General features: G+C 58.6%; 17 protein-coding genes and 1 pseudogene. 5 read left to right on the forward strand and 13 right to left on the reverse strand.

What is annotated here, in order from left to right; genetic code table 11:
- Nucleotides 1-77: 77 nt before the first annotated feature.
- Nucleotides 78-977 (forward strand): DUF3313 domain-containing protein, encoded by a 900-nt coding sequence (locus FFM53_RS23125; RefSeq protein WP_138387380.1) that lies wholly within the window; start codon nucleotides 78-80, stop codon nucleotides 975-977.
- A gap of 341 nt (nucleotides 978-1,318) precedes the next feature.
- Here FFM53_RS23125 and FFM53_RS23130 read toward each other — a convergent pair whose 3' ends face one another.
- Nucleotides 1,319-1,828: a BA14K family protein gene (locus FFM53_RS23130; protein WP_138387381.1), complete on the reverse strand. Its 510-nt coding sequence runs from the start codon at nucleotides 1,826-1,828 to the stop codon at nucleotides 1,319-1,321.
- A 394-nt stretch (nucleotides 1,829-2,222) separates the two neighbouring features.
- Nucleotides 2,223-2,704, reverse strand: a pseudogene (locus FFM53_RS23135) (BA14K family protein).
- Between the two features lie 478 nt (nucleotides 2,705-3,182).
- Between FFM53_RS23135 and FFM53_RS23140 the strand changes: the two are divergent.
- Nucleotides 3,183-3,392 (forward strand): hypothetical protein, encoded by a 210-nt coding sequence (locus FFM53_RS23140; RefSeq protein WP_138329026.1) that lies wholly within the window; start codon nucleotides 3,183-3,185, stop codon nucleotides 3,390-3,392.
- Between the two features lie 365 nt (nucleotides 3,393-3,757).
- Nucleotides 3,758-4,189, forward strand: coding sequence for a terminase small subunit (locus FFM53_RS23145; RefSeq protein WP_246413052.1), 432 nt, complete (start codon nucleotides 3,758-3,760; stop codon nucleotides 4,187-4,189).
- Nucleotides 4,190-4,212: 23 nt separating this feature from the next.
- Here FFM53_RS23145 and FFM53_RS23150 read toward each other — a convergent pair whose 3' ends face one another.
- The 3 genes from FFM53_RS23150 to FFM53_RS23160 all read right to left on the reverse strand — a co-directional run bounded on the left by FFM53_RS23150 (nucleotide 4,213) and on the right by FFM53_RS23160 (nucleotide 5,779).
- Nucleotides 4,213-4,422 carry a hypothetical protein gene (locus FFM53_RS23150; RefSeq protein WP_138387382.1) on the reverse strand — a complete coding sequence of 70 codons (210 nt, stop codon included), beginning with the start codon at nucleotides 4,420-4,422 and terminating at the stop codon, nucleotides 4,213-4,215.
- A gap of 195 nt (nucleotides 4,423-4,617) precedes the next feature.
- Nucleotides 4,618-4,899: a hypothetical protein gene (locus FFM53_RS23155; RefSeq protein ID WP_138329027.1), complete on the reverse strand. Its 282-nt coding sequence runs from the start codon at nucleotides 4,897-4,899 to the stop codon at nucleotides 4,618-4,620.
- A gap of 43 nt (nucleotides 4,900-4,942) precedes the next feature.
- Nucleotides 4,943-5,779, reverse strand: a complete 837-nt coding sequence (locus FFM53_RS23160) for an alpha/beta fold hydrolase (protein WP_138387383.1) — start codon at nucleotides 5,777-5,779, stop codon at nucleotides 4,943-4,945.
- Nucleotides 5,780-6,389: 610 nt separating this feature from the next.
- Here FFM53_RS23160 and FFM53_RS23165 point away from each other — a divergent pair.
- Nucleotides 6,390-7,346, forward strand: a complete 957-nt coding sequence (locus tag FFM53_RS23165) for a S1C family serine protease (protein ID WP_138387384.1) — start codon at nucleotides 6,390-6,392, stop codon at nucleotides 7,344-7,346.
- Nucleotides 7,347-7,384: 38 nt separating this feature from the next.
- Here the strand turns inward: FFM53_RS23165 and dusA are convergent, their stop codons facing one another.
- The 3 genes from dusA to FFM53_RS23180 form a co-directional block, all read right to left on the reverse strand.
- Nucleotides 7,385-8,386: a tRNA dihydrouridine(20/20a) synthase DusA gene (dusA, locus tag FFM53_RS23170; RefSeq protein WP_138387385.1), complete on the reverse strand. Its 1,002-nt coding sequence runs from the start codon at nucleotides 8,384-8,386 to the stop codon at nucleotides 7,385-7,387.
- A 182-nt stretch (nucleotides 8,387-8,568) separates the two neighbouring features.
- The gene (locus tag FFM53_RS23175; protein WP_003540801.1) at nucleotides 8,569-8,781 is read right to left on the reverse strand and encodes a cold-shock protein; all 213 of its coding nucleotides are present in this window, start codon (nucleotides 8,779-8,781) and stop codon (nucleotides 8,569-8,571) included.
- Between the two features lie 762 nt (nucleotides 8,782-9,543).
- Nucleotides 9,544-10,011, reverse strand: coding sequence for a DUF3828 domain-containing protein (locus FFM53_RS23180; protein WP_138387386.1), 468 nt, complete (start codon nucleotides 10,009-10,011; stop codon nucleotides 9,544-9,546).
- A 180-nt stretch (nucleotides 10,012-10,191) separates the two neighbouring features.
- On the opposite strand from FFM53_RS23180, the gene FFM53_RS23185 reads away from it, so the two are divergent.
- On the forward strand, nucleotides 10,192-10,503 hold the full coding sequence (locus FFM53_RS23185) for a putative quinol monooxygenase (protein WP_011652481.1): 312 nt from the start codon (nucleotides 10,192-10,194) through the stop codon (nucleotides 10,501-10,503).
- An 85-nt stretch (nucleotides 10,504-10,588) separates the two neighbouring features.
- On the opposite strand, the gene FFM53_RS23190 is transcribed toward FFM53_RS23185, so the two are convergent.
- From FFM53_RS23190 to FFM53_RS23210, 5 genes are all read right to left on the reverse strand, one after another.
- Nucleotides 10,589-13,840, reverse strand: coding sequence for a metal-binding protein (locus tag FFM53_RS23190; RefSeq protein WP_138387387.1), 3,252 nt, complete (start codon nucleotides 13,838-13,840; stop codon nucleotides 10,589-10,591).
- Between the two features lie 226 nt (nucleotides 13,841-14,066).
- Complete coding sequence (locus FFM53_RS23195; protein WP_138387388.1) at nucleotides 14,067-16,856, reverse strand: metal-binding protein; 2,790 nt, start codon at nucleotides 16,854-16,856, stop codon at nucleotides 14,067-14,069.
- 384 nt (nucleotides 16,857-17,240) lie between these two features.
- Complete coding sequence (locus FFM53_RS23200) at nucleotides 17,241-17,627, reverse strand: GNAT family N-acetyltransferase (RefSeq protein ID WP_138387389.1); 387 nt, start codon at nucleotides 17,625-17,627, stop codon at nucleotides 17,241-17,243.
- A 111-nt stretch (nucleotides 17,628-17,738) separates the two neighbouring features.
- Nucleotides 17,739-18,449 (reverse strand): hypothetical protein, encoded by a 711-nt coding sequence (locus tag FFM53_RS23205; RefSeq protein ID WP_138387390.1) that lies wholly within the window; start codon nucleotides 18,447-18,449, stop codon nucleotides 17,739-17,741.
- A gap of 14 nt (nucleotides 18,450-18,463) precedes the next feature.
- Nucleotides 18,464-18,967, reverse strand: coding sequence for an SEC-C domain-containing protein (locus FFM53_RS23210; protein WP_138387391.1), 504 nt, complete (start codon nucleotides 18,965-18,967; stop codon nucleotides 18,464-18,466).
- Nucleotides 18,968-19,043 lie beyond the last annotated feature (76 nt).

Genomic DNA, 19,043 nt, shown 5'->3' on the forward strand with positions numbered 1-19,043 from the left:
AAGACGCGCTAAGGACGCTCTAGCGTTTTGAACCTGCGCATAATCCTTTCCGAAAATCGATCTCGATTTTCGGGGTTATGCGCTATCGGCGACGGAGGCCAGACAGCGTGCGCAGCAATCCATTCCCATTTTCCTTCCCTGTGGCGTCGAGAGGCTTGGCCCTCGCTCTGCCGCTGGCGCTCGCCATGGCCGCGGCCGGGTGCAGCTCGGTGCCGCTAAAGGAGGCCGGCACGCTTTCTTCCTATGGTAATCTCGGCGCGCCGAAGGGCAAGCTGTCGAAATCGCGCGTCTATGTCGATGGGACGCGCCTTAGCCCGGCAAAGACGGTCAGCATCGTGCCGACGACTTTCGCTTTCAGCGCCGCGACCCGCGTCAAATCGAACGCCGACCGCGTGATGGTGGCGAACGCCCTGGACCGGGCGCTCTGCATTTCGCTCAGCGACAAATACCAGTTGGTCTCTGCCGGCCAGCCGGCGGATCTGACGATCCGCTCGGTCGTCACCGACATTGTGCCGACCAACAAGGCGATGGCTGGTGTTTCGACCGTCGTGACCGTCGGCACCGGTTTCGTACTGCCCGTCAGCGTGCCCCGGCTGCCGGCCGGCCTTGGCGGACTGGCGGTCGAGGCGGAGGCCGTCGACAGCGGTGGCGTGCAGCGGGCGGCAATCGTCTGGTCGCGCGGGGCAAACTCGCTGCAGAACAACCCCCGCGTTTCCGAAGTCGGCGATGCCTATAGCCTGGCTTCGAAATTCAGCAGCGAGTTTTCCCGCATGTTGATCAAAGGCAAGGAGCCGAAGGGAATGGATATCTCGCTGCCCTCAGGGCAGCGGATGAAATCCTGGCTCGGCGGCAAACCGAAATACGCCGCCTGCGACGCCTTCGGCCGGCCGCCCGGACTGATGGGCGCCGTGGCCGCCAAATACGGCGCGCCGCCGCAATGGACCGAGAAGAAGCCAAAACCGGCCGCGACCTATTGAGAGAATCCTGCGCCGGCGCCCGACAAGCCGACGCGATCAGCCCTCAGCCAGCCCCAGGCTGACGGGACGGACGGAGCAAAGGCGGGCAAGGCTTGTGCTCCGTCCGTCTGGAAATCCGTCGCGAACTTAGTCTTCGTTGCCCGACAGGGTTTCCAGATCCGGCGGCAGGACGACGCGGCCGGCGGGCTTCGCTTTTTCTCCAGGTGTCATCAATCACTCACGCCGGACGACACCACGGCGGAGCGTTGTCGGGAAGCGGGTCGAGGTTGTCTTGGGACATCTCCCGGCATCAAAAAAGCCCCGCATCTTCATGCGAGGCTTGCTCTGATGGATGGGCCGGATTAGCGGCACTGGCGGCGCGGGCCGTAGTTCGGCTGGTAGGTATTGTCATAGGCGCGGTATGACCGGTAGCGGCTATAGCAGTATTCCGCATGCGAAGAACCATAGGCACGTGCGCGCGGCTGCGAAGCGATGATGCCGCCGATGAGGGCGCCTGCCGCAAGGCCGCCGATGATGGCGCCGCTGTTGTCATGTCGGCGATACCGCCGATCGTAGCGGCGATCCCAGCCGTACCGGTCGTCACGGTCATAACGGCGGTCGCGGTAGCTGCGGCGGTCGCGGTCGCGATCGTTGTCACGGTCGCGATTGCGGTAGGATCTGCGGTTGTCTCCGTCGCGCGAGCAGACGATGGAGTATGGATTGCAAGCGACGGCCATGATTTTCGCATCGGTATTTTGAGGCGCCGGCTGCGTCAATAGCGTCGTGCTTGGCACGAAGACCGGGCCTGCCGAAGCTGGCATTCCGGAGAAGGCCGTCGCTATCGACAGCGCAATGACGGCAAATCTGTTCATTTTCACTCACCTTGGGTCAACGGATTTATTGAGGGGAAAACGCGGCGGAAGGGATTAAGTTTCATTTTGGGATGGAATGAGGCGGTGTATGTGCGTAGCTGCTAACGTATCGTGCTTTCAACACATCCAGGGAGAGGCAATAGGGGGCAAAACGATTTGCTGGACGGCGTCAGATGAACTTAGAGGGTGTCGCGGGTCGCGCTCCACCCGGGGTAGAGAAATACGCGAGAACGAATATTGAGACAATCGGTGTCGAAAGATCATTGCGCGAGACAATCGCCATTTTTGAGACTGCGAAGATTCTGAGAACAGTCTGGGAAGCCGAGCAGTGGGCTTTCGGCCATGAAAAAGCCCCGCAATCTTCATGCGAGGCTTGCCCTAATGGACGGGCCGGCTAGCGGCACTGGCGGCGCGGGCCGTAATTCGGCTGGTAGGTATTGTCATAGGCGCGGTATGACCGGTAGCGGCTATAGCAATACTCCGCATGCGAACCAGAACTATAGGCACGTGCGCGCGGCTGCGAAGCGATGATGCCACCGATGATGCGCCGGCCGCCAGGCCGCCGATGATGGCGCCGGTGTTGTCGTGGCGGCGGTACCGGCGATCGTAGCGGCGATCCCAGCCATAGCGGTCGTCGCGGTAATAGTTCCGGTCGCGATAGTTATGGCGGTTGCGATACCACCTGCGATTATTGCCGAACTGACCCGGGCAGTTCGTGAAGTTGTTGCAGCCAATGGTCATGATGCGCGCATCGGTGCTTTGAGACGTCGGCTGCGCCGATTGCACCGGGCTCGGCACGAAAGCCGGCCCTGCCGAGGCCGGCATTCCGGAGAAGGCCGTCGCTATCGACAGGGCAATGATGGCGAATCTGTTCATTTCACTCACCTTGGGTAAACGGATGTATCGAGGGGATAACGCAGGGGCAGGGAATAGGTTTCATTTTGGGATGGAATGAGGCGGTGTATGCGCGTGGGTGCTAACATAATAGGCCTGTGCACCACTACCGGAGGCAGGAACCGACCGGTCCTAAAACGCTGCACAGCTTCGCCACCGCCAATGGGCGGGAATGTCTGAGAAGATCGCACCGACGACGCGGCGCAGACGAACTTTACTCTTATCGACGCTCAATGTCGGACGGCTCGTTCGGGGCCCGGCATGTGCGTCGAAAGCGCGACAGCAATCTCTCTTGAAATCATAGAGCGGTTTCTGGTGTTCAATATTAAAACGGCGGTCAACCTCATGTGTAACGAAGTATTAACTTCGTTTGGTAACCAGATATTAAGACTTTCCTTGAGCTGTTTTGCTGTTTCTGTTTTCGTGCGCCGGAAAATACTCTGAGGTAAGGGGCTTTCACATGGCGCAACCGACGCAATACATCATCATGGAGCCGCTGGGTGGCATGACCGATCTCGACTCCATACGCATGAGGCTTGCCGAGGTCGGGCTGGCCCGCGAGGCGTTCTCCCTGGATTCGGATGCAGGCCGACTCAGGCTGACCTTCTGGGAGCCGGATCGAATTGAGGCATTGCGCATATTGGCGCGGCTGGATCATTCCAATCCATGATGATCGGGCACCCTCCGGGAAGAGAGAAACGTGACGTGCGCGATCGGCAGAGAATAATTTTGAAGGGGAGCAAAGACAAAATGACAACGATCAGTTTCCGACGTCCCAAGCCATCGGTGTGGAGCCGCGTGGTCGAAGCGCTTCGTGCGCTGTTTTTCGCTGGCGTATCCGGAGAATGGCATTGGCACGGCGATGTCATGCGTCGCCGGCTTTCCGACGGCACGATAGTGACCAGAGAGCCGACTCCGGGGGAGATTTACAACAGGGACAGAGGTCTGGCTTCGTAGGGCCTTCCCCGCGGCGCGCTTTTCACCCTGCCACCATCTCCCGCTACCATCGCCCTCTCATCGAGGGCACGATCACCAATGGCAGAACTGACGCCGAGGCAGCGCCTGTTTGTGGCGGAATATCTGAAGGATTTGAATGCGAAGCACGCGGCGGTGCGGACGGGGTATAGCGGAAAGTCGCGTGCCAATGGCAACCGCTTGATGGTGAATGAGGCTGTGCGGGCGGAGATTGAGAGAGCCTTAGCGCCACGTCTTGCCGAGACGGAGACTTCCGCCGAGTGCGTGCTTGTCGCCATTGCCGACATCGCGTTTGGTGATGTCCGTGACGTGTTCGATGACAAGAGGGCGCAGAAGGCGCCTTCGGAGTGGGATGAGCGGACGGCGGCAATCGTTGTGGGGCCGGAGATCGGCACCTCGGCCAGGGGCAAGGGGGAGGTGGTGCATGTGGCGAAGATCAAGCGGGCGGACCGGTTGCGGGCGCTGGAAAGGCGGTGTCGGACTCGCAGCTAGCTCGACGTCTCAAGCTATCAGGCTCACCTTCCGCCGGCCAGCAACCGAAGCTGGTTCTCGTCATGCACACCTTGGCGGTAAAGCTCGATGATGAGGGCGCCCAGACGATTGGCCTCCTTGCTTGATCGGTCGATCTTTAGCCCGCTACAGAGAGCTTCATGGACACGCCTGCACACATCGAGGTCCTCGGAGGCGAGCGGTTCGTCACGCGTGCTGAACAGCTTGTCTGACATCGCAATCTGCCCTTTTTGGATGCCGTGAATCGCTTTCGTGAAAAAAAGATAATTTCGCGATCTTTGCTCTGCAAGATGGGCGAAGGTCCGAAATTCAAAAACTATTCGGGGCCTCGCACGGCAAGACGCGGGCGAGGGCTTCAGGGCATGGATATGGGGCGATCCGTGTGTCTGCCTGATGGATAGATGAGTGTGCTACTTGGTTGCGGGGTCCTTGGCGCGTTGCTGCGACAGGCGCAGCTCTTTCAGCCGCTTGGTTTTTTCGAGGCGGGCCCGCTGCTCCGCCTCGATGGTTTCCTTGGCGGCGCGCTCGGTGTTTTCGAAACGATCCTGCCGGTAAGCCTTTGATGAGGGTTCACGTTCTCTTTTCATGGCCGCTAAACGCAAATCGGCGAAAACGGTTTCATGGGAAAATGAGTCTCTGGCCGTCAATCGATCGACGTGGCCAGAACGCCGGCGTGCAGGATGGCAAGCCATCGTGGCAACCGGGCGCCTGATCGGCGCCCGGCAACATCACGGATCAGCCTTTGATGAAGGCGAGGATGTCGGGGTTTATGATATCGGCATGGGTGGTGCACATGCCGTGCGGGAATTTCTCGTAGACCTTCAGCGTGGCATTCTGCAGCAGCTTGGCCGAGAGCGGGGCGGAGTCGGCGATCGGCACGATCTGGTCGTCATCGCCGTGCATGACGAAGGTCGGCACGGTGATGATCTTCAGGTCTTCGGTGAAGTCGGTTTCCGAAAAGGCCTTGATGCCGTCGTAATGCGCCTTGGCGCCGCCGATCATGCCCTGGCGCCACCAATTGTTGATGATCGGTTCCGACACTTTCGCGCCCGGCCGGTTGAAGCTGTAGAACGGACCGGCCGGCAGATCGCGATAGAATTGCGAGCGGTTGGCGGCGAGCTGCTTGCGCAGGTCGTCGAAGACTTCGATCGGCAGGCCGCCGGGATTGGCATCCGTTTTCACCATGAGGGGCGGCACGGCGCCGATGATCACAAGCTTGGCGACGCGGCCCTGCGGCTGGCCGTGGCGGGCGACATAATGGGTCGCTTCGCCGCCGCCGGTGGAATGGCCGACATGGACGGTGTTCCTGAGATCGAGATGCTCGACGACGGCTGCGGCATCGGCGGCGTAGTGATCCATGTCATGACCGTCGCCCACCTGGGTCGAGCGGCCATGGCCGCGCCGGTCGTGAGCAACGACGCGGTAGCCCTTCTCAAGGAAGAACAGCATTTGGGCGTCCCAGTCGTCGGAGCATAGCGGCCAGCCGTGATGGAACATGATCGGCTGGGCGCTCTTCGGCCCCCAATCCTTGTAGAAGATCTCGACGCCGTCCTTGGTTGTGACTGTGCTCATCTTTTGGCTCCGTTGTTGGGGTTGGTTTGGATTCATGCGGTCAGAAGTTTGCGTCGTTGCGGGTAGAGTTGGCGAGGCTATGAGCGCCGTTGCGCCGGAGGCTAGGGGCAAGAAGGCCGCGCTTGATCAACCGGCTCGGAATATGTTGATGTGCTTATTGAATGCCTCTTTCTATTCTGTTGATATGACAGAAGTTTGTATCTGTCCGCGAGATGGGGGTAGCACCTGGCCATTTCGCATGACGCGAGGGGCTGGGTGATCCTCGCTTGGCTCTTCGCGCTGTGAACATTTCTTTTAATCCACGGTATCTCGACTGTCGGCCCCTCAGGCTAGTTCATAGCGAAGGTGACTGTTTTTAGCGGCGAACGTCTGTAATGAGCCATTTTTTTATTATTCGTTCAATATATCCATCCGGGTAGTTCAATATATCTGTCCGGGGTAGGTGTGTTCCCGTTCTGCCACCGCATGCATGCCGCTGCCGGCGCTCACTTGAACACGGTTCATCGTCCAACCATCTAATCCTCATAGAACAGCGCCATGGCGGACCGTCGCAATCGCGACGGCTTCGCCGGCGACGGGACGGCCGTTATTGCCGCCTGAGGATCAAATCATGGGTTACATGGATAAGGACATAGCGCCTCAGAATGATGGGGCGCTGATCGATGCCTATTCGCAATCGATCGCAGCCGCAGTCGATATCGTCGGGCCGGCAGTCAGCCGGATCGAGAGGGTGGGAGGCCGGCAAGGGCACGGGTCGGGCTTCGCTATTTCGCCTGACGGTCTGATCATCACCAACAACCATGTCGTCGACGACGCCAAGGCCGTTCGCATCACCACGCCCGATGGCTTCGTCACCGAGGGTCGGGTGCTCGGCCGGGATGTGGATACCGATATCGCCCTCATTCGCGCCAATACAAGCACCGGCGCCTGGGCGAAGCTCGGAGACTCCCAGCGCCTGCGCAGGGGGCATATCGCAATCGCGATCGGAAACCCACTCGGCTTCGAATGGACTGTTACCGCCGGTATCGTCTCGGCGCTCGGCCGGTCGATGCGGGCTGCCAGCGGCCGGCCGATGGAGGATGTCATCCAGACCGATGCGGCGCTCAATCCCGGCAACTCGGGCGGGCCGCTGGTGTCTTCGGGCGGGGAGGTGATTGGCGTCAACACCGCCGTCATCCAGGGGGCGCAGAGCATCGCCTTTGCAGTGGCGTCGAATACGGCCAACTTCGTGGTTTCGGAGATTCTTTGCTATGGCCAGGTCAGGCGCGCCTTCATCGGCATAGCAGGCGATACGATCGTGCTGCCGCGCCGGGTGGCGCTTGCGGCGGGCACGGTGCAGACGACCTCCGTTCGCATCCGGCGCGTCGAGCCGGAGGGGCCGGCGGCAAAGGGAGGGCTGCAGGAGGGCGATTATATCCTCGCCATCGACGGCAGCCCGGTCGGCGGCGTCGATGATATCGCCCGATTGATGGATGGCAGCCGGATCGGCAGGGAGACGGAGATCCTGGTGTTCTCAGTGGCGGGCCGGGTCGAGAAGAAGATCTTGCTGCCGATGGCCCGGTCCTGACGCTTCACCTCAGCGCCATGACGAGGCATCACCTCACGTCAGGCGCTGACCGCTTCCTGCTCCGTCCCCGAAAAATCCACCGCCGCAAAGGCTGCCGCCAGCACCTCCGGCCCGGCGCCGGTTTTTGCCGCATCGGTCGAGAGGATCTGACGGTAGCGCCTTGCGCCGGGCAGGCCGGTGAAGAGGCCGACCATGTGGCGCGCCACATGCTGCAGCCGGCCGCCGCTGGCGATGTGGCGTTCGGCATAGGTCATCATCCGGTCACGCAACGCCTCCCAGTCCGGCGCGCTCGCCGGCGCGCCGAAGAAGCGCTGGTCGATGTCGGCAAGGATCGCGGCATTCTGATAGGCGGCGCGGCCAAGCATAACGCCGTCGACATGGGCAAGGTGGGTTGCCGCCTCGTCGAGCGTGCGGATGCCGCCATTGATGCCGATGAAGACATCGGGCCAGCGTTGTTTCATCCGATAGACGATCTCGTAGTCGAGCGGCGGGATCTCGCGGTTCTCTTTGGGGCTCAGGCCCTTCAACCATGCCTTGCGGGCATGGATCCAGATCGCGTCGGCGCCGGCATCGAGAACGCGGCTGATCAGCTCGGGCAGCGCCCGTTCCGGCTCCTGCTCGTCGACGCCGATCCGGCATTTCACCGTCACCGGCGCGGTCGCGACTGCCTTCATCGCAGCGACGCATGCGGCCACCGTCTCCGGCGTCAGCATCAGGCAGGCGCCGAAGGTGCCGGACTGCACGCGGTCGGAAGGGCAGCCGACATTGAGGTTGATCTCATCGTAACCGTAGGGCTCGGCGATCTTCACCGCCTCGGCAAGCTTTGCCGGGTCCGATCCGCCGAGCTGCAGCGCCAGCGGATGCTCGGCAGCGTCATGGCCGAGCAGCCGATCGCGTGGGCCATGGATGATCGCATCCGCCACCACCATCTCGGTATAGAGCAGCGCCTCGCGACTGATCTGCCGGTGGAAATAACGGCAATGCCGATCCGTCCAATCGATCATCGGGGCGACCGCAAAAATCGGCCTCTTCTGCGTCATCGACGTTCCATTGTTCCTTGTTACCGGGGGCCGCAGCGCGGCGCCGTCACCCCGCATGGGGCGGGCATCCATAAAGCGCGCATATAACACTTGCCAATGCGATCGACAAATGACAGCCGCACCACAAACAGAAACGGCGCCCCTTGCGGAGCGCCGTTCATGCCGCCGAAGCGATGTCTAACTTACGAAGCCGAGATGTTGACAGCCTTCGGGCCCTTGCCCATGCGGTCCGGCTCGGTGTCGAAGGTAACCTGCTGGCCTTCGCGCAGCGACTGGATGCCAGAAGCCTGCAGCGCAGAGATATGGACAAAAACGTCCTTTGCGCCGCCGTCCGGCGTGATGAAACCAAAACCCTTGTCCTGGTTGAAGAATTTTACGGTGCCCTTGGTGGCCATTGGGATCGTCCTTTTCCCTTAGTCTGTGTAGTATCCGCGCCCCCGAGAGGAAGCGGACGGCTTTAGCTTTCGCCCCGATCGATTGGGACGAAGGGTCAGTCGGAGAAGTCACGTACGGGGAAAGAACGTCTACGTAGGCGGGTAGTCCCGCGCCGCCTTCCAAACGGAAGGGATTACCACATCAGTCCAGTCACCGGCATGCAAATGCCCGAGTAAGTCAATTCGTGCCAGCATTTCGGGCAAAAAGCAAGCGAGATTATTGTGCCATGCCCGCATCAATGTCGGGAAATGCCGAAGATTCAGATACTTGACGATGGGTTAACGGATTCTTGCACGGCTGTCCCATATCGGGATTCCGTGCCGAAACGGGATGACGGGCGGATTCGATAGCCGGGCAGGGATTTCGTGGGGCGGTCGGGGTGGCGGGCACATCGATCAGCCCTCAAGGTGAAGAGGATCGCAGAGTCTGCTCTCCAGTGTTCCTCGCGCCGTCTTTGCTCCGCCCTCATCCTGAGGTGCGTAGCCCGCAGGGCGAAGCCTCGAAGGACGGGGGCGGCCACCGGCGCCATTGCCTTCGATTCTGCATAGGGGCTTTGTGGAATGCAGGTGGGAGGAGTTTCCACGCCCGCCTCGAGGTTCGAGACGGCCCCTTGGGCCTCCTCACCATGAGGGCTCTCTTTGGCGCCTGCGGCTTTTATTCTACAGCTAGTGCAATTGTCCGCTCCATCCTCGTCGTAGGCGAGCCCCCCAAAGGCTTCCCACCTACTGCGCATCCCCCAGCAACCCGCTCAAGCTCCACGGATTATCACCCTGCTGGTTGGCGATATCGTCGACCTTCCAGCCGCCGTGTTCGCGCACCAGAGTATAGAAGAGCGTCACCTCTTCGCCGTTTTCAAACTGCACCTCCACCTCGGCCTTGTCATCCAGCAGGATCGGTTGGCCGATCCTGACGTCGCTCGCGGCGCCGTCCTGGCCTGCGATGACGGGATCGAAGTCGATCGCGCCGACATCGCCTTCCGGCGTGTTGTCGAGATCGGTCTGGAGAATCTTGTTCAGGTGGTCGGAGAAGAAGGTCGAATAAGGCGAGGGCGCCTCGGCGTCGCTGTTATCGGTGTCGTAGCTATAGAGCGCCTTGAGCAGCGCCTTCGGCGTCTTGTAGGTCTGCGCCGATGCCGGCAAGGCTGCGACCGCCGACACGGCGAGGGCGAGAATGAATGTGGGCAGGCGCATGCGGGCTCTCCTCGATGAGCGGTGAATCATAGCGGAGTCGGGCGCTGAGGTGGAGCGGCATTTTAGGGGCGGGTTGTCAGGATCTGTCGTGGTCATCGGCCCCGTTCGAATGACCACGCCCCACGCTTGTTTGTGACAGGCGCCCGGGCGAGACTTCCAAATCAAGCTGGGGAGGGTGAGATGAAATGCATCGTCGGATTCTTCATGACCAAGCCTGGAAAGCGCCATGCCTATCTGGCCGCGGCGCAGAACCATCTCGAACAGAGCCGGCTCGACCCGGATTGTCTCTATATCGAGCTGGTGCCGATGCCCGAGCATCCCGACAAGATTCTGTTGGCAGAGGCCTTCACCAGCGAGGAAGCGCATCGCCGGCACGAGGATACGGACCACATGCGCGAGCTATGGGCCGTCGGCCCGACGCTGCTGTCGCATGTCGTTATCGACAATGTGATTTCCGCTCAGGTGGAGCATATCGACGAGCGGTTTGACTGATGCGTGCCTGATTTCGCGCGGCCACCCATCGGTGGGGCTTGCACGACTGCAAGTCCCACCTCGGTGCCCGGCAATTCTGTTGCGGCTAGATCAATGCCTCATGCGACAGCGCAAACGACGGCTCGAAGACGTCCTTTACTGCCACCGTGAAATCGTGGCTCGTGACGTTTCCGACCGCGTCATAGGCTTCGGCGGTGAAGGTCAGGCTGTGGGTGCTTTCGTAGTCGATCGCAGCCTTGGTCTGGATCTTGTTGCCGACGAGCTTGAAGATGCCGTCGGCATCGTCCGTCAGCCGCCATTTCACTGTGTCGCCTTCCGGATCCTTCGCCGTGAGCAGGCCGACGGAGGTGCCGATCGCGACATTCTCGGAGATCGAGCTGCGCGAGAAGGCGAGATTGGTCGGCGCCTTGTTGACGGGGGCCTCGTTGACGTCGAGCACGTTGATGGTGATGTCCTTTTCGACCGTGACCTTGCCATCCGAAACAGCGACCTTGATCGTGTGTGACTTGGCGGTCTCGTAGTCCAGCGCCTTCGAGGTGACGATGCGGTTGCCATTGATCCGGAAGTGGTCGTTGGCTCCGTCGATCAGCGTATAGGTGAGCGCGTCGCCATCGGCGTCCTTGGCGCTGAGCAGGCCGACCGTGGTCCAGATCGGTGTGCTCTCCAACAGGGAAGTTTTCGAGAGCTGTATATTGGTGGGCGCGCTGTTGCTGCCGTCGGGCGTGAACTTTCCCTTGGCGAAATCGTAGACGCCGTCGGCAAAACGGGCGAATTCAACATCGGTCAGCGTATCCTTGCCCTCCAGGGCGCTCGTCAGGATGTGGCTGCCATTGTTCAATGCGAAGGTGTATTTGGCGAAATTGCCTGAGAAGACCGCCGTATCGATGCCCGCACCGCCCAAAAGCACGTCGTTGCCGGCGCCGCCTTCGAACCTGTCATTGCCGCCGGTTCCGAAGAAATAGTCGTCGCCGCCGCCGGTCTTGACGTCGATGCCGAAGGCGGTGCCGAAGATGTCTACGTGGCGGCTGGCCAGTTCGTCGGAGAGGTCGGCATGGGCGCTGTCCGTCAACGTCAGTGCGAGGACATCGTTCTCATAGCCCGGCATTTCGTATTTGACGATCTTGTCGAAGCTTTCGAACTGGGCGGCCGAAGCAAGAACCTCGGCTCCCGCCGTTTCAAGAATTTCGACGTTCTTGATCGTCAGGCCGGCAAGCCCGATGAATTCCATGCTGGGGCCCAAGGTCGGCTCGATGACGCGCAGCGTATCCGTGCCGGCGCCGCCGTCGATCACTCCGGAAATCGCGGAAGAGTGTGTCCGCAAGGTGATCGCATCGTTGCCTTCGCCGGCGTCGATATCGAAGGTCTCGGGAGTGGTGGAAACATTGTCGCCGTCGAAGATTGCGTCGTTGCCCGCACCGCCGGTCAGCTTGTCATTGCCGCCATTGCCAGAGATCGTGTCGTTGCCGGTGCCGCCGTCCAAAATGTCATTGCCAGCGGCACCGTGTAGATAGTCGTTGCCGCCGCCGGTCTTGACGTCGATACTGGAGTCCGTGCCGCCGATGGTGACCGAATTGTTTGCCAGTTCGTCGGAAAGATCGAGATGGCTGCCGTCCGTCAATCTCAGGGAGATGGGAAACTGATCGGTCGGACCGGTCGAGCTGATGATCTTGTCGAAGCTTTCGAACTGAGCGGACGATCCTTTAGTCTCGATCGCCGACGCGCTGAGGATTTCAAAGTTCTTAATCGTCAGGCCCGTCATATCATTGGCTTTTAGCGTGTCGATGCCGGAGCCGCCATCGACTGTTCCGGACATCTGATGACCGAAGAGGCCCTTGACCAGGGTCACGCCGTCGTCGCCAGTGCCAGCATCGATATTGAAGACCTCAGCGACGTTAGCAAAACTATCGCCATCGCTGATCGAGTCGTTACCCGCACCGCCCCTGATGACGTCATTGCCGAGACGGCCGGAGAGCCCGTCATTCCCGTCTCCGCCATCTAAAGTGTCATTGCCAGCGGTACCGCCCAAGAGGTCGTCGCCGCTACCCGTCGTCACGTCCATGCTGGAGCCGCTGCCGACGATTTGGACCTTACGGCTTCCCAACTCGTCGGAAAGATCGAGATGGGCGCCGTCCGTCACTTGCATGAGGATGATATTGGCCGGATTGTCCGTGTTTGTGATCTTGTCGAAGCTTTCGAACTGCGCCGCCGAGCCAATCGCCCATGTTCCCGTATCAAGGATTTCGAAGTTCTTGATCGTCAGGCCCGTCAGAAGACCGGCCTGCAGTTTGTCAGTGCCGGCACCGCCATCGACCGTTCCGGAATCGGCGATGCTGTCATAGTTCTGCAAGATCACGGTGTCATTGCCATCGCCGGCATCAATGTCGAAGGCTTCGGAGCCAATGCCACTGAAAAATTGGCCATCCATAATCTTGTCGTTGCCGGCGCCGCCCCTGATGACGTCGTTTCCGTAGCCGCCATCGATGGTGTCGTTGCCAGCTCCGCCGGTCAACCGGTCATTTCCTGCATTGCCGTCGATGACGTCGTCACCGGCGCCTCCATCCAGGATGTCATTTCCGCTGAGCCCGATGAGATGGTCCCGGGTGCCGCCGGTGGTGACGTCGATACTGGTAGTGTCCTTGTCAGGAGAGATGTAGACCACGCTGGGCCCGATCTCCTGCGAGAGATCGACATGGGCGTCGTCCGTCAACCGCAAGGTGATCGTAGGAGTGAAGCCGGGACCGAGGTTGGGGGTGATAATCTTCTCGAAGCTTTCGAACTGCGCGGACGATCCGGTAACTTCCAATCCTTGCGTGTCAAGGATTTCGAAGCTTTTGAGCGTCAGGCCGGTCAAATTGGTGGCTTGCAGCGTGTCGACACCGGGACCGCCATCGACTTTGCCCGAGGGTGTACTGCCAGGCACCTGTGACAACAACACGGTGTCCTTGCCTTCACCGGCATCGATATTGAAGACGCCGGTCGTAGAACCTTCATCGACAATCAAATCGTCGCCGGCACCACCCTTGATGACGTCATCGCCGGCGCCGCCGAAGAGCTTGTCGTTGCCGTCGCCGCCGGTCAGCGTGTCTGCACCGTCACCACCCGAGATGGTGTCATTGCCTGCGCCCGTCGTGATCGTGTTGTCACCGCTAGAGCCCGTCACGCTCGCGGAAACCGCGCCCAGTTCGTCAGCCAGATCTGCCACGCTGGAATCGGAGACGACCAGAGTGACGGCGGCGAGGGGAGTGGCTTCGGAGTGGCGGATAAGGTCGTATGCTTCGAACTCAGCGCCGGTCCTGGTAAGCGTCGTGCCGTTCGTGTCCAGAATATTCAAGGCCATGTTAAACTTTCCAGATGCGTTGGATTCTGCAAGAACGGATTGTGTCTTTTCTGCCGTTCCGGGTGGAGAAGGTCAGTGTCGGAGGCGGCAGCCACTTTCTTTGGAAAGCGGCGACCGCAGGTTGGAACTCGGGGCAGTAGCAGCGCCGGGTGTCCGTTTAAGCAGCTACGCGGGCCTCCTGCCCTTGTCGCGGGACGCATTTCTGCGTCCCGCGACAAGGTCGTTGCTAGATAAGCGCGTCGTGCAGCAGGCTCGAAATCGACGGCTCGAAGACGTCCTTCACGGCCACCGTGAAGTCATGGCTGGTGGCGTTTCCGGCCGCGTCATAGGCTTCGGCGGTGAAGGTCAGGCTATGGGTGCTTTCGTAGTCGATTGCAGCCTTCGTCTGGATCTTGTTGCCGACGAGCTTGAAGATGCCGTTGGCATCATCCGTCAGCCGCCACTTCACCATGCCGCCTTCCGGATCGCGCGCCGAGAGAAGGCCGACCGAGGTGCCGATCGCGATATTCTCGGAGATCGAGTTGCGTGAGAAGGCGAGATTGGTCGGCGCCTTGTTGACGGGGGCCTCGTTGACGTCGAGGACGCTGATCGTAATGTCCTTCTCGACGGTGACCTTGCCGTCGGAAACGGCAACCTTGATGGTGTGCGACTTGTCGGTCTCGTAATCCAGAGCCTTCGAGGTGACGATGCGGTCGCCCTTTATCCGGAAGTGATCGTTCGCGCCGTCGAGCAGCGTATAGGTGAGCGCGTCGCCATCTGCGTCCTTGGCGCTGAGCAGACCGACCGTGGTCCAGATCGGCGTGTCCTCGGAGAGGGCGGTTTTCGAGAGCTGGATGTTGGTCGGCGCGGCGTTGTCGGGCTTGAAGGTTTCCGCAGCGAAATCGTAGACGCCGTCAGCAAAACGGGCGAATTCGACCTCTGTCAGCGTATCCTTGCCCTCGAAAGCACTTGTCAGGATGTGGCTGCCATTGTTCAACGCTAAGGAATAATCGGCAAAATTGCCGATGAGGATCGCGGTGTCGCTGCCAGCGCCGCCGTAGATCGTGTCGTCGCCGGCATTACCTTCGAATGTGTCGTCGCCGGCATTACCTGCGAATGTGTCGTTGCCAGCGGTTCCATAGAAGTGGTCACGGCCGCTACCGGTCTCGACGTCGATGCCAAAAGCGCCACCATATATATAGGTCGGACGGTTTGCGAGCTCGTCGGCGAGATCGGCATGGCTGCTATCCGTTAATACCAGGGACACGACCTCATTCTCGTAGCCCGGCTCGTCATATATGACGATCTTGTCAAAACTCTCGAACTGTGCGGCTGAACCGACCACAGCGATGCGTTGTGTTTCCAGAGTTTCAAAGTTTCGGATTGTCAGGCCTTCAAAATTAAAGGCTTGCAACGTATCGACACCGTCGCCGCCATCCACTGTTCCTGAAGCCCCCACGCTGAAGGCGTTCTCCAGGCTAACAAGATCTCTGCCGTCGCCTGCATCGATATCGAAGATTTCCCCATCGATGTAAAAAGCGCTGTCGAGGATTCTATCGTCGCCCGCTCCGCCCTTAATCACGTCATTGCCGATATCACCGTAAATTTGGTCGTCGCCTTCGCCTCCAACCAGCATGTCGTTCCCAGCATAACCATAGATCATGTCGTTCCCGGCTCTGCCGTCGAAAGTGTCGTTGCCGTCGGTACCAGACAGTTGGTCGTCGCCGCTACCTGTTGTGACATCGATGCCGAAGGCGCTGCCGCTGATGGACACGGCGAGGCTCGCCAACTCATCGGAGAGGTCGGCATGCGCGCTGTCCGCCAACGTCAGCGAGCGGTGAATGATCTTATCGAAGCTTTCGAACTGCGCTGCCGACCCGACGATGTCCGGCCCTGCACCAAGAATTTCGAAGTTTCGGATCGTCAGGCCGATCAGATTGGTGGCTTCCAGCGTATCGGTGCCGGCGCCTCCATCGACTATTCCTGAATCTTCGAGAAGGTTCGAGCTCTGCAGGTACACCGCGTCATCGCCGTCGCCTGCATCTATGTCGAAGACTTCAGCGTTGGCGGAATCATAGATTGAATCGTTGCCGACGCCTCCTCTGATGACATCGCTGCCAGCGTCGCCTAAGAGGTGGTCGTCGCCGTCTCCTCCAATCAGCACATCATTTCCGAAATCGCCACTAAGCCAGTCATTGCCAGCGCTGCCGTCGAAAGTGTCGTTGCCGTTGGTGCCAGCTAACAGGTCGTCTCCGCCGCCGGTTTTGACGTCGATGCCGGAGGCGGTCCCACCGATCCTCACAGACCGGTTTACCAGTTCATCGGAGAGATCGGCATGCGCACTGTCCGTCAACGTTAGCTCGACGCCGGCGCTCTCCGTGCCATCCAGATAGACGATCTTGTCGAAGCCTTCGAATTGCGCGGCCGTGCCGGTAACGGTTGCACCCGTCGTTTCAAGTGTCTCGACATTCTTTATCGTCAGACCGCTAAGCTTGTAAGCTCGCAGTACGTCAGTGCCGGCACCGCCATCGATTGATCCAGAATAAACGGCGGGACCACCTTGCAAATTCACTTTATCGTTGCCATCGCCTGCATCGATATCGAAGTCCTCTGTCGTAATGCTATAACCATCATTGTCAGTGATCGTATCGTCACCCGCTCCGCCGCGGATGATATCGTTTCCAGTGCCGCCGGAGATCTGGTCGTTGCCTTCACCACCGGTCAACAGGTCATTTCCCGCTCCGCCTTTGATGGTGTCGCTGCCGGCGCCCCCGTTCAGCGTGTCCGCGCCGTCGCCGCCTATGATGGTGTCGTTGCCGGCGCCTGTCTTGATCGTGTTGTCGCCGCTCGACCCGGTCACGTTGGCCGAGACAGAGCCCAACTCGTCGGCCAGATCGGCCACGGAGGAATCGGAGACGGTGAGAGAGACAGGTGCGGCGGGGCTGGCTCCAGAGTCGCGGATAACATCGTAAGCTTCGAACTCAGCGCCGGTCTTGGTAACTGTGGCGCCGTTCGTGTCCAGAATATTCAAGGCCATATATATATCTTTCCCCAAAAGATGCTTTGTACTCGGCAATATGAGACATCCCCGAAAGAACTGTTTTATTGCTCGGCGGACGACAACCCCTCGGGGATCTATGCCAATCCCCGATTAAGTTTTCAATGCAAAATTGTGTCTTTTCATTGCTTTTTTAATGAAAAACTAAGGATGAAATACTGGGGAAACGAATTTTAATTTGAGAACTCAAAGTCATACTTTGGTTTCGTAAATAGTATTATCTTTCATGTTCGGGTGGGAAGCTCTCGCGAAAATTGTGTTTTCAGCAGGATCTTCGTTGGCGCTACGTCGCGCGGAGCATTCGCGTCACTATCGCAGGTTGCTGTTGGCTTCGACTTGTTCAGGCTTCCCGCGCGGGAGACCTCACACGAGCTTGATGAGGCCTGCCTTCGTCGGCCTGAAACCGCAGGCGCGGTAGAAGCCGGTCAGGTGTGGCTCGAAATCGACATGCAGCCATTCGGCGCCGCGCTCACGGGCGAGGCTCGTCGCTTGCCGAACCATGCGCGTCGCGATGCCTTGCCTTCGCATGTCGGGATGGACCGATGTATCGAGGATGAAGGCGTGGATGCCGCCATCCCATGCGACGTTGACGAAGCCGATGAGCTGGTTGTCGTGGTAGGCGCCGATATGGGCGAGGCTGCGGGACAAGATCGAGGAGAAGTCGCGCGGGGCAGGGGTGCCCCACGCGGCGGACCAGAGGGCGTCGAGTTCGGCGGCGGAGGGGAAGGGGTCGATGCGGAGTTCTGGCATTGGTCCCTGTCCCACAAAACCATTCTGAAACTGCGAGAGTGTTTCGCGCCTTCTTGAGCCTCGGGCTTGGCCGATAGTTGGCGCTCGTCAAGCTCCGTCAAGCTGAGCAGTCTAAAATCCCAATTCCGCGATCTCAGGGTTAGTCTCTAGGAGATCAAGGTGAGGAGATAATTCACCTAGCTTGCGCTTAATGTCTTTTACCGTTTTCTTATTAATCCAATCGTTTTTGAGAAATTCCTGCAAATAATACAATATAATTTTGGCGCATATGTATGTTCCGGAAATCTCATCGTCATTTACGTCTGTAATTACAAACCTCAAATCACTTTTTCTCATTGCCGTAATAATACGGTCAGAGGCGTCTCTGTGAACAAAATTAGACAAAGCTCTGTAAATATATTCGTAGAGGAAAATATCTTTTGGATCTCCAGTCTGTTTTGCCAATGACCTGTACGTATAAGCAATATCAATAAGTTGTCCTTGTTCGGAAATGACTTTGCTGTAGTCTGTCTTCCCGTTGGGGCGGGTTGCATACCCCAACAGACCTCGCGATGCGAGCGCTTCATATAAAACAACTTTATTATCAAGGCTTTCCAGCCGCAGAGACTTTATTCTAAGATAATGTTCAACAATTGCGCGCGAAATTATAAGGCATTCGTCACGGTACAGATCATTGATCGTTTCTGCAATAAATTCAATCGACTGGAGTGCGGATCTGAAGCTCGAAAGAATGTAGATCTTCCTATCAAATTCATTCTCAATTTTTATTGAATTTATTGTGTAATTTACAGACAGGTTACATACTATAGATATCTCACTCAAAATTTTCTTTATTCTTAAAAAGGAATAATACTGTGTGAATCGAGGTACGTGAATATATAGAAAGGATCGCTGTTGTCTTCCTTTAGCTGAAAATACTCCTTAACTGCGCTCCGGAACTCTTCTCTCTCTGCGCGAGACGTTGCTGGGGAGTCGCTCGCAATGATGAGCCCGGTTTTTTCGTAAGCGAAAATGAGTTCTTCAGGTACTTTTGCGGCTCTCATTACTTTTTTAGTGCGTTTTAATATTGTGTTTTCTTTTAGTTCAGCCCTATTCCAGAACACTGGGTCGGATTTATATGGACTGCGACCAAATATATTTTTGAATTCCTTACGACTCTCTTCAAGCTGATTAACGAGTTCCTGGGGTATTGCAACCTCCGCAACAACATCCCCATTGTCGAACTCAAAGTATTTCTTTGTTGTCTTCTTGTGGCAATATTTATATTTTATTCCCGATCCGCATGGACAAAGTTCCTTTTCCCCAATCTCACGTTTTTTGCTTCTGATCTTGGCGGGCACGTTGTGTAGCCTGTTTCAATTGGGGGTTAGTTTCCGGGCATAAGGCGCCTGTTGTTCAATCGACGTCGATCAAAAG

Origin of the sequence: Rhizobium indicum (assembly GCF_005862305.2) — a bacterium.
GTDB lineage: Bacteria > Pseudomonadota > Alphaproteobacteria > Rhizobiales > Rhizobiaceae > Rhizobium > Rhizobium indicum.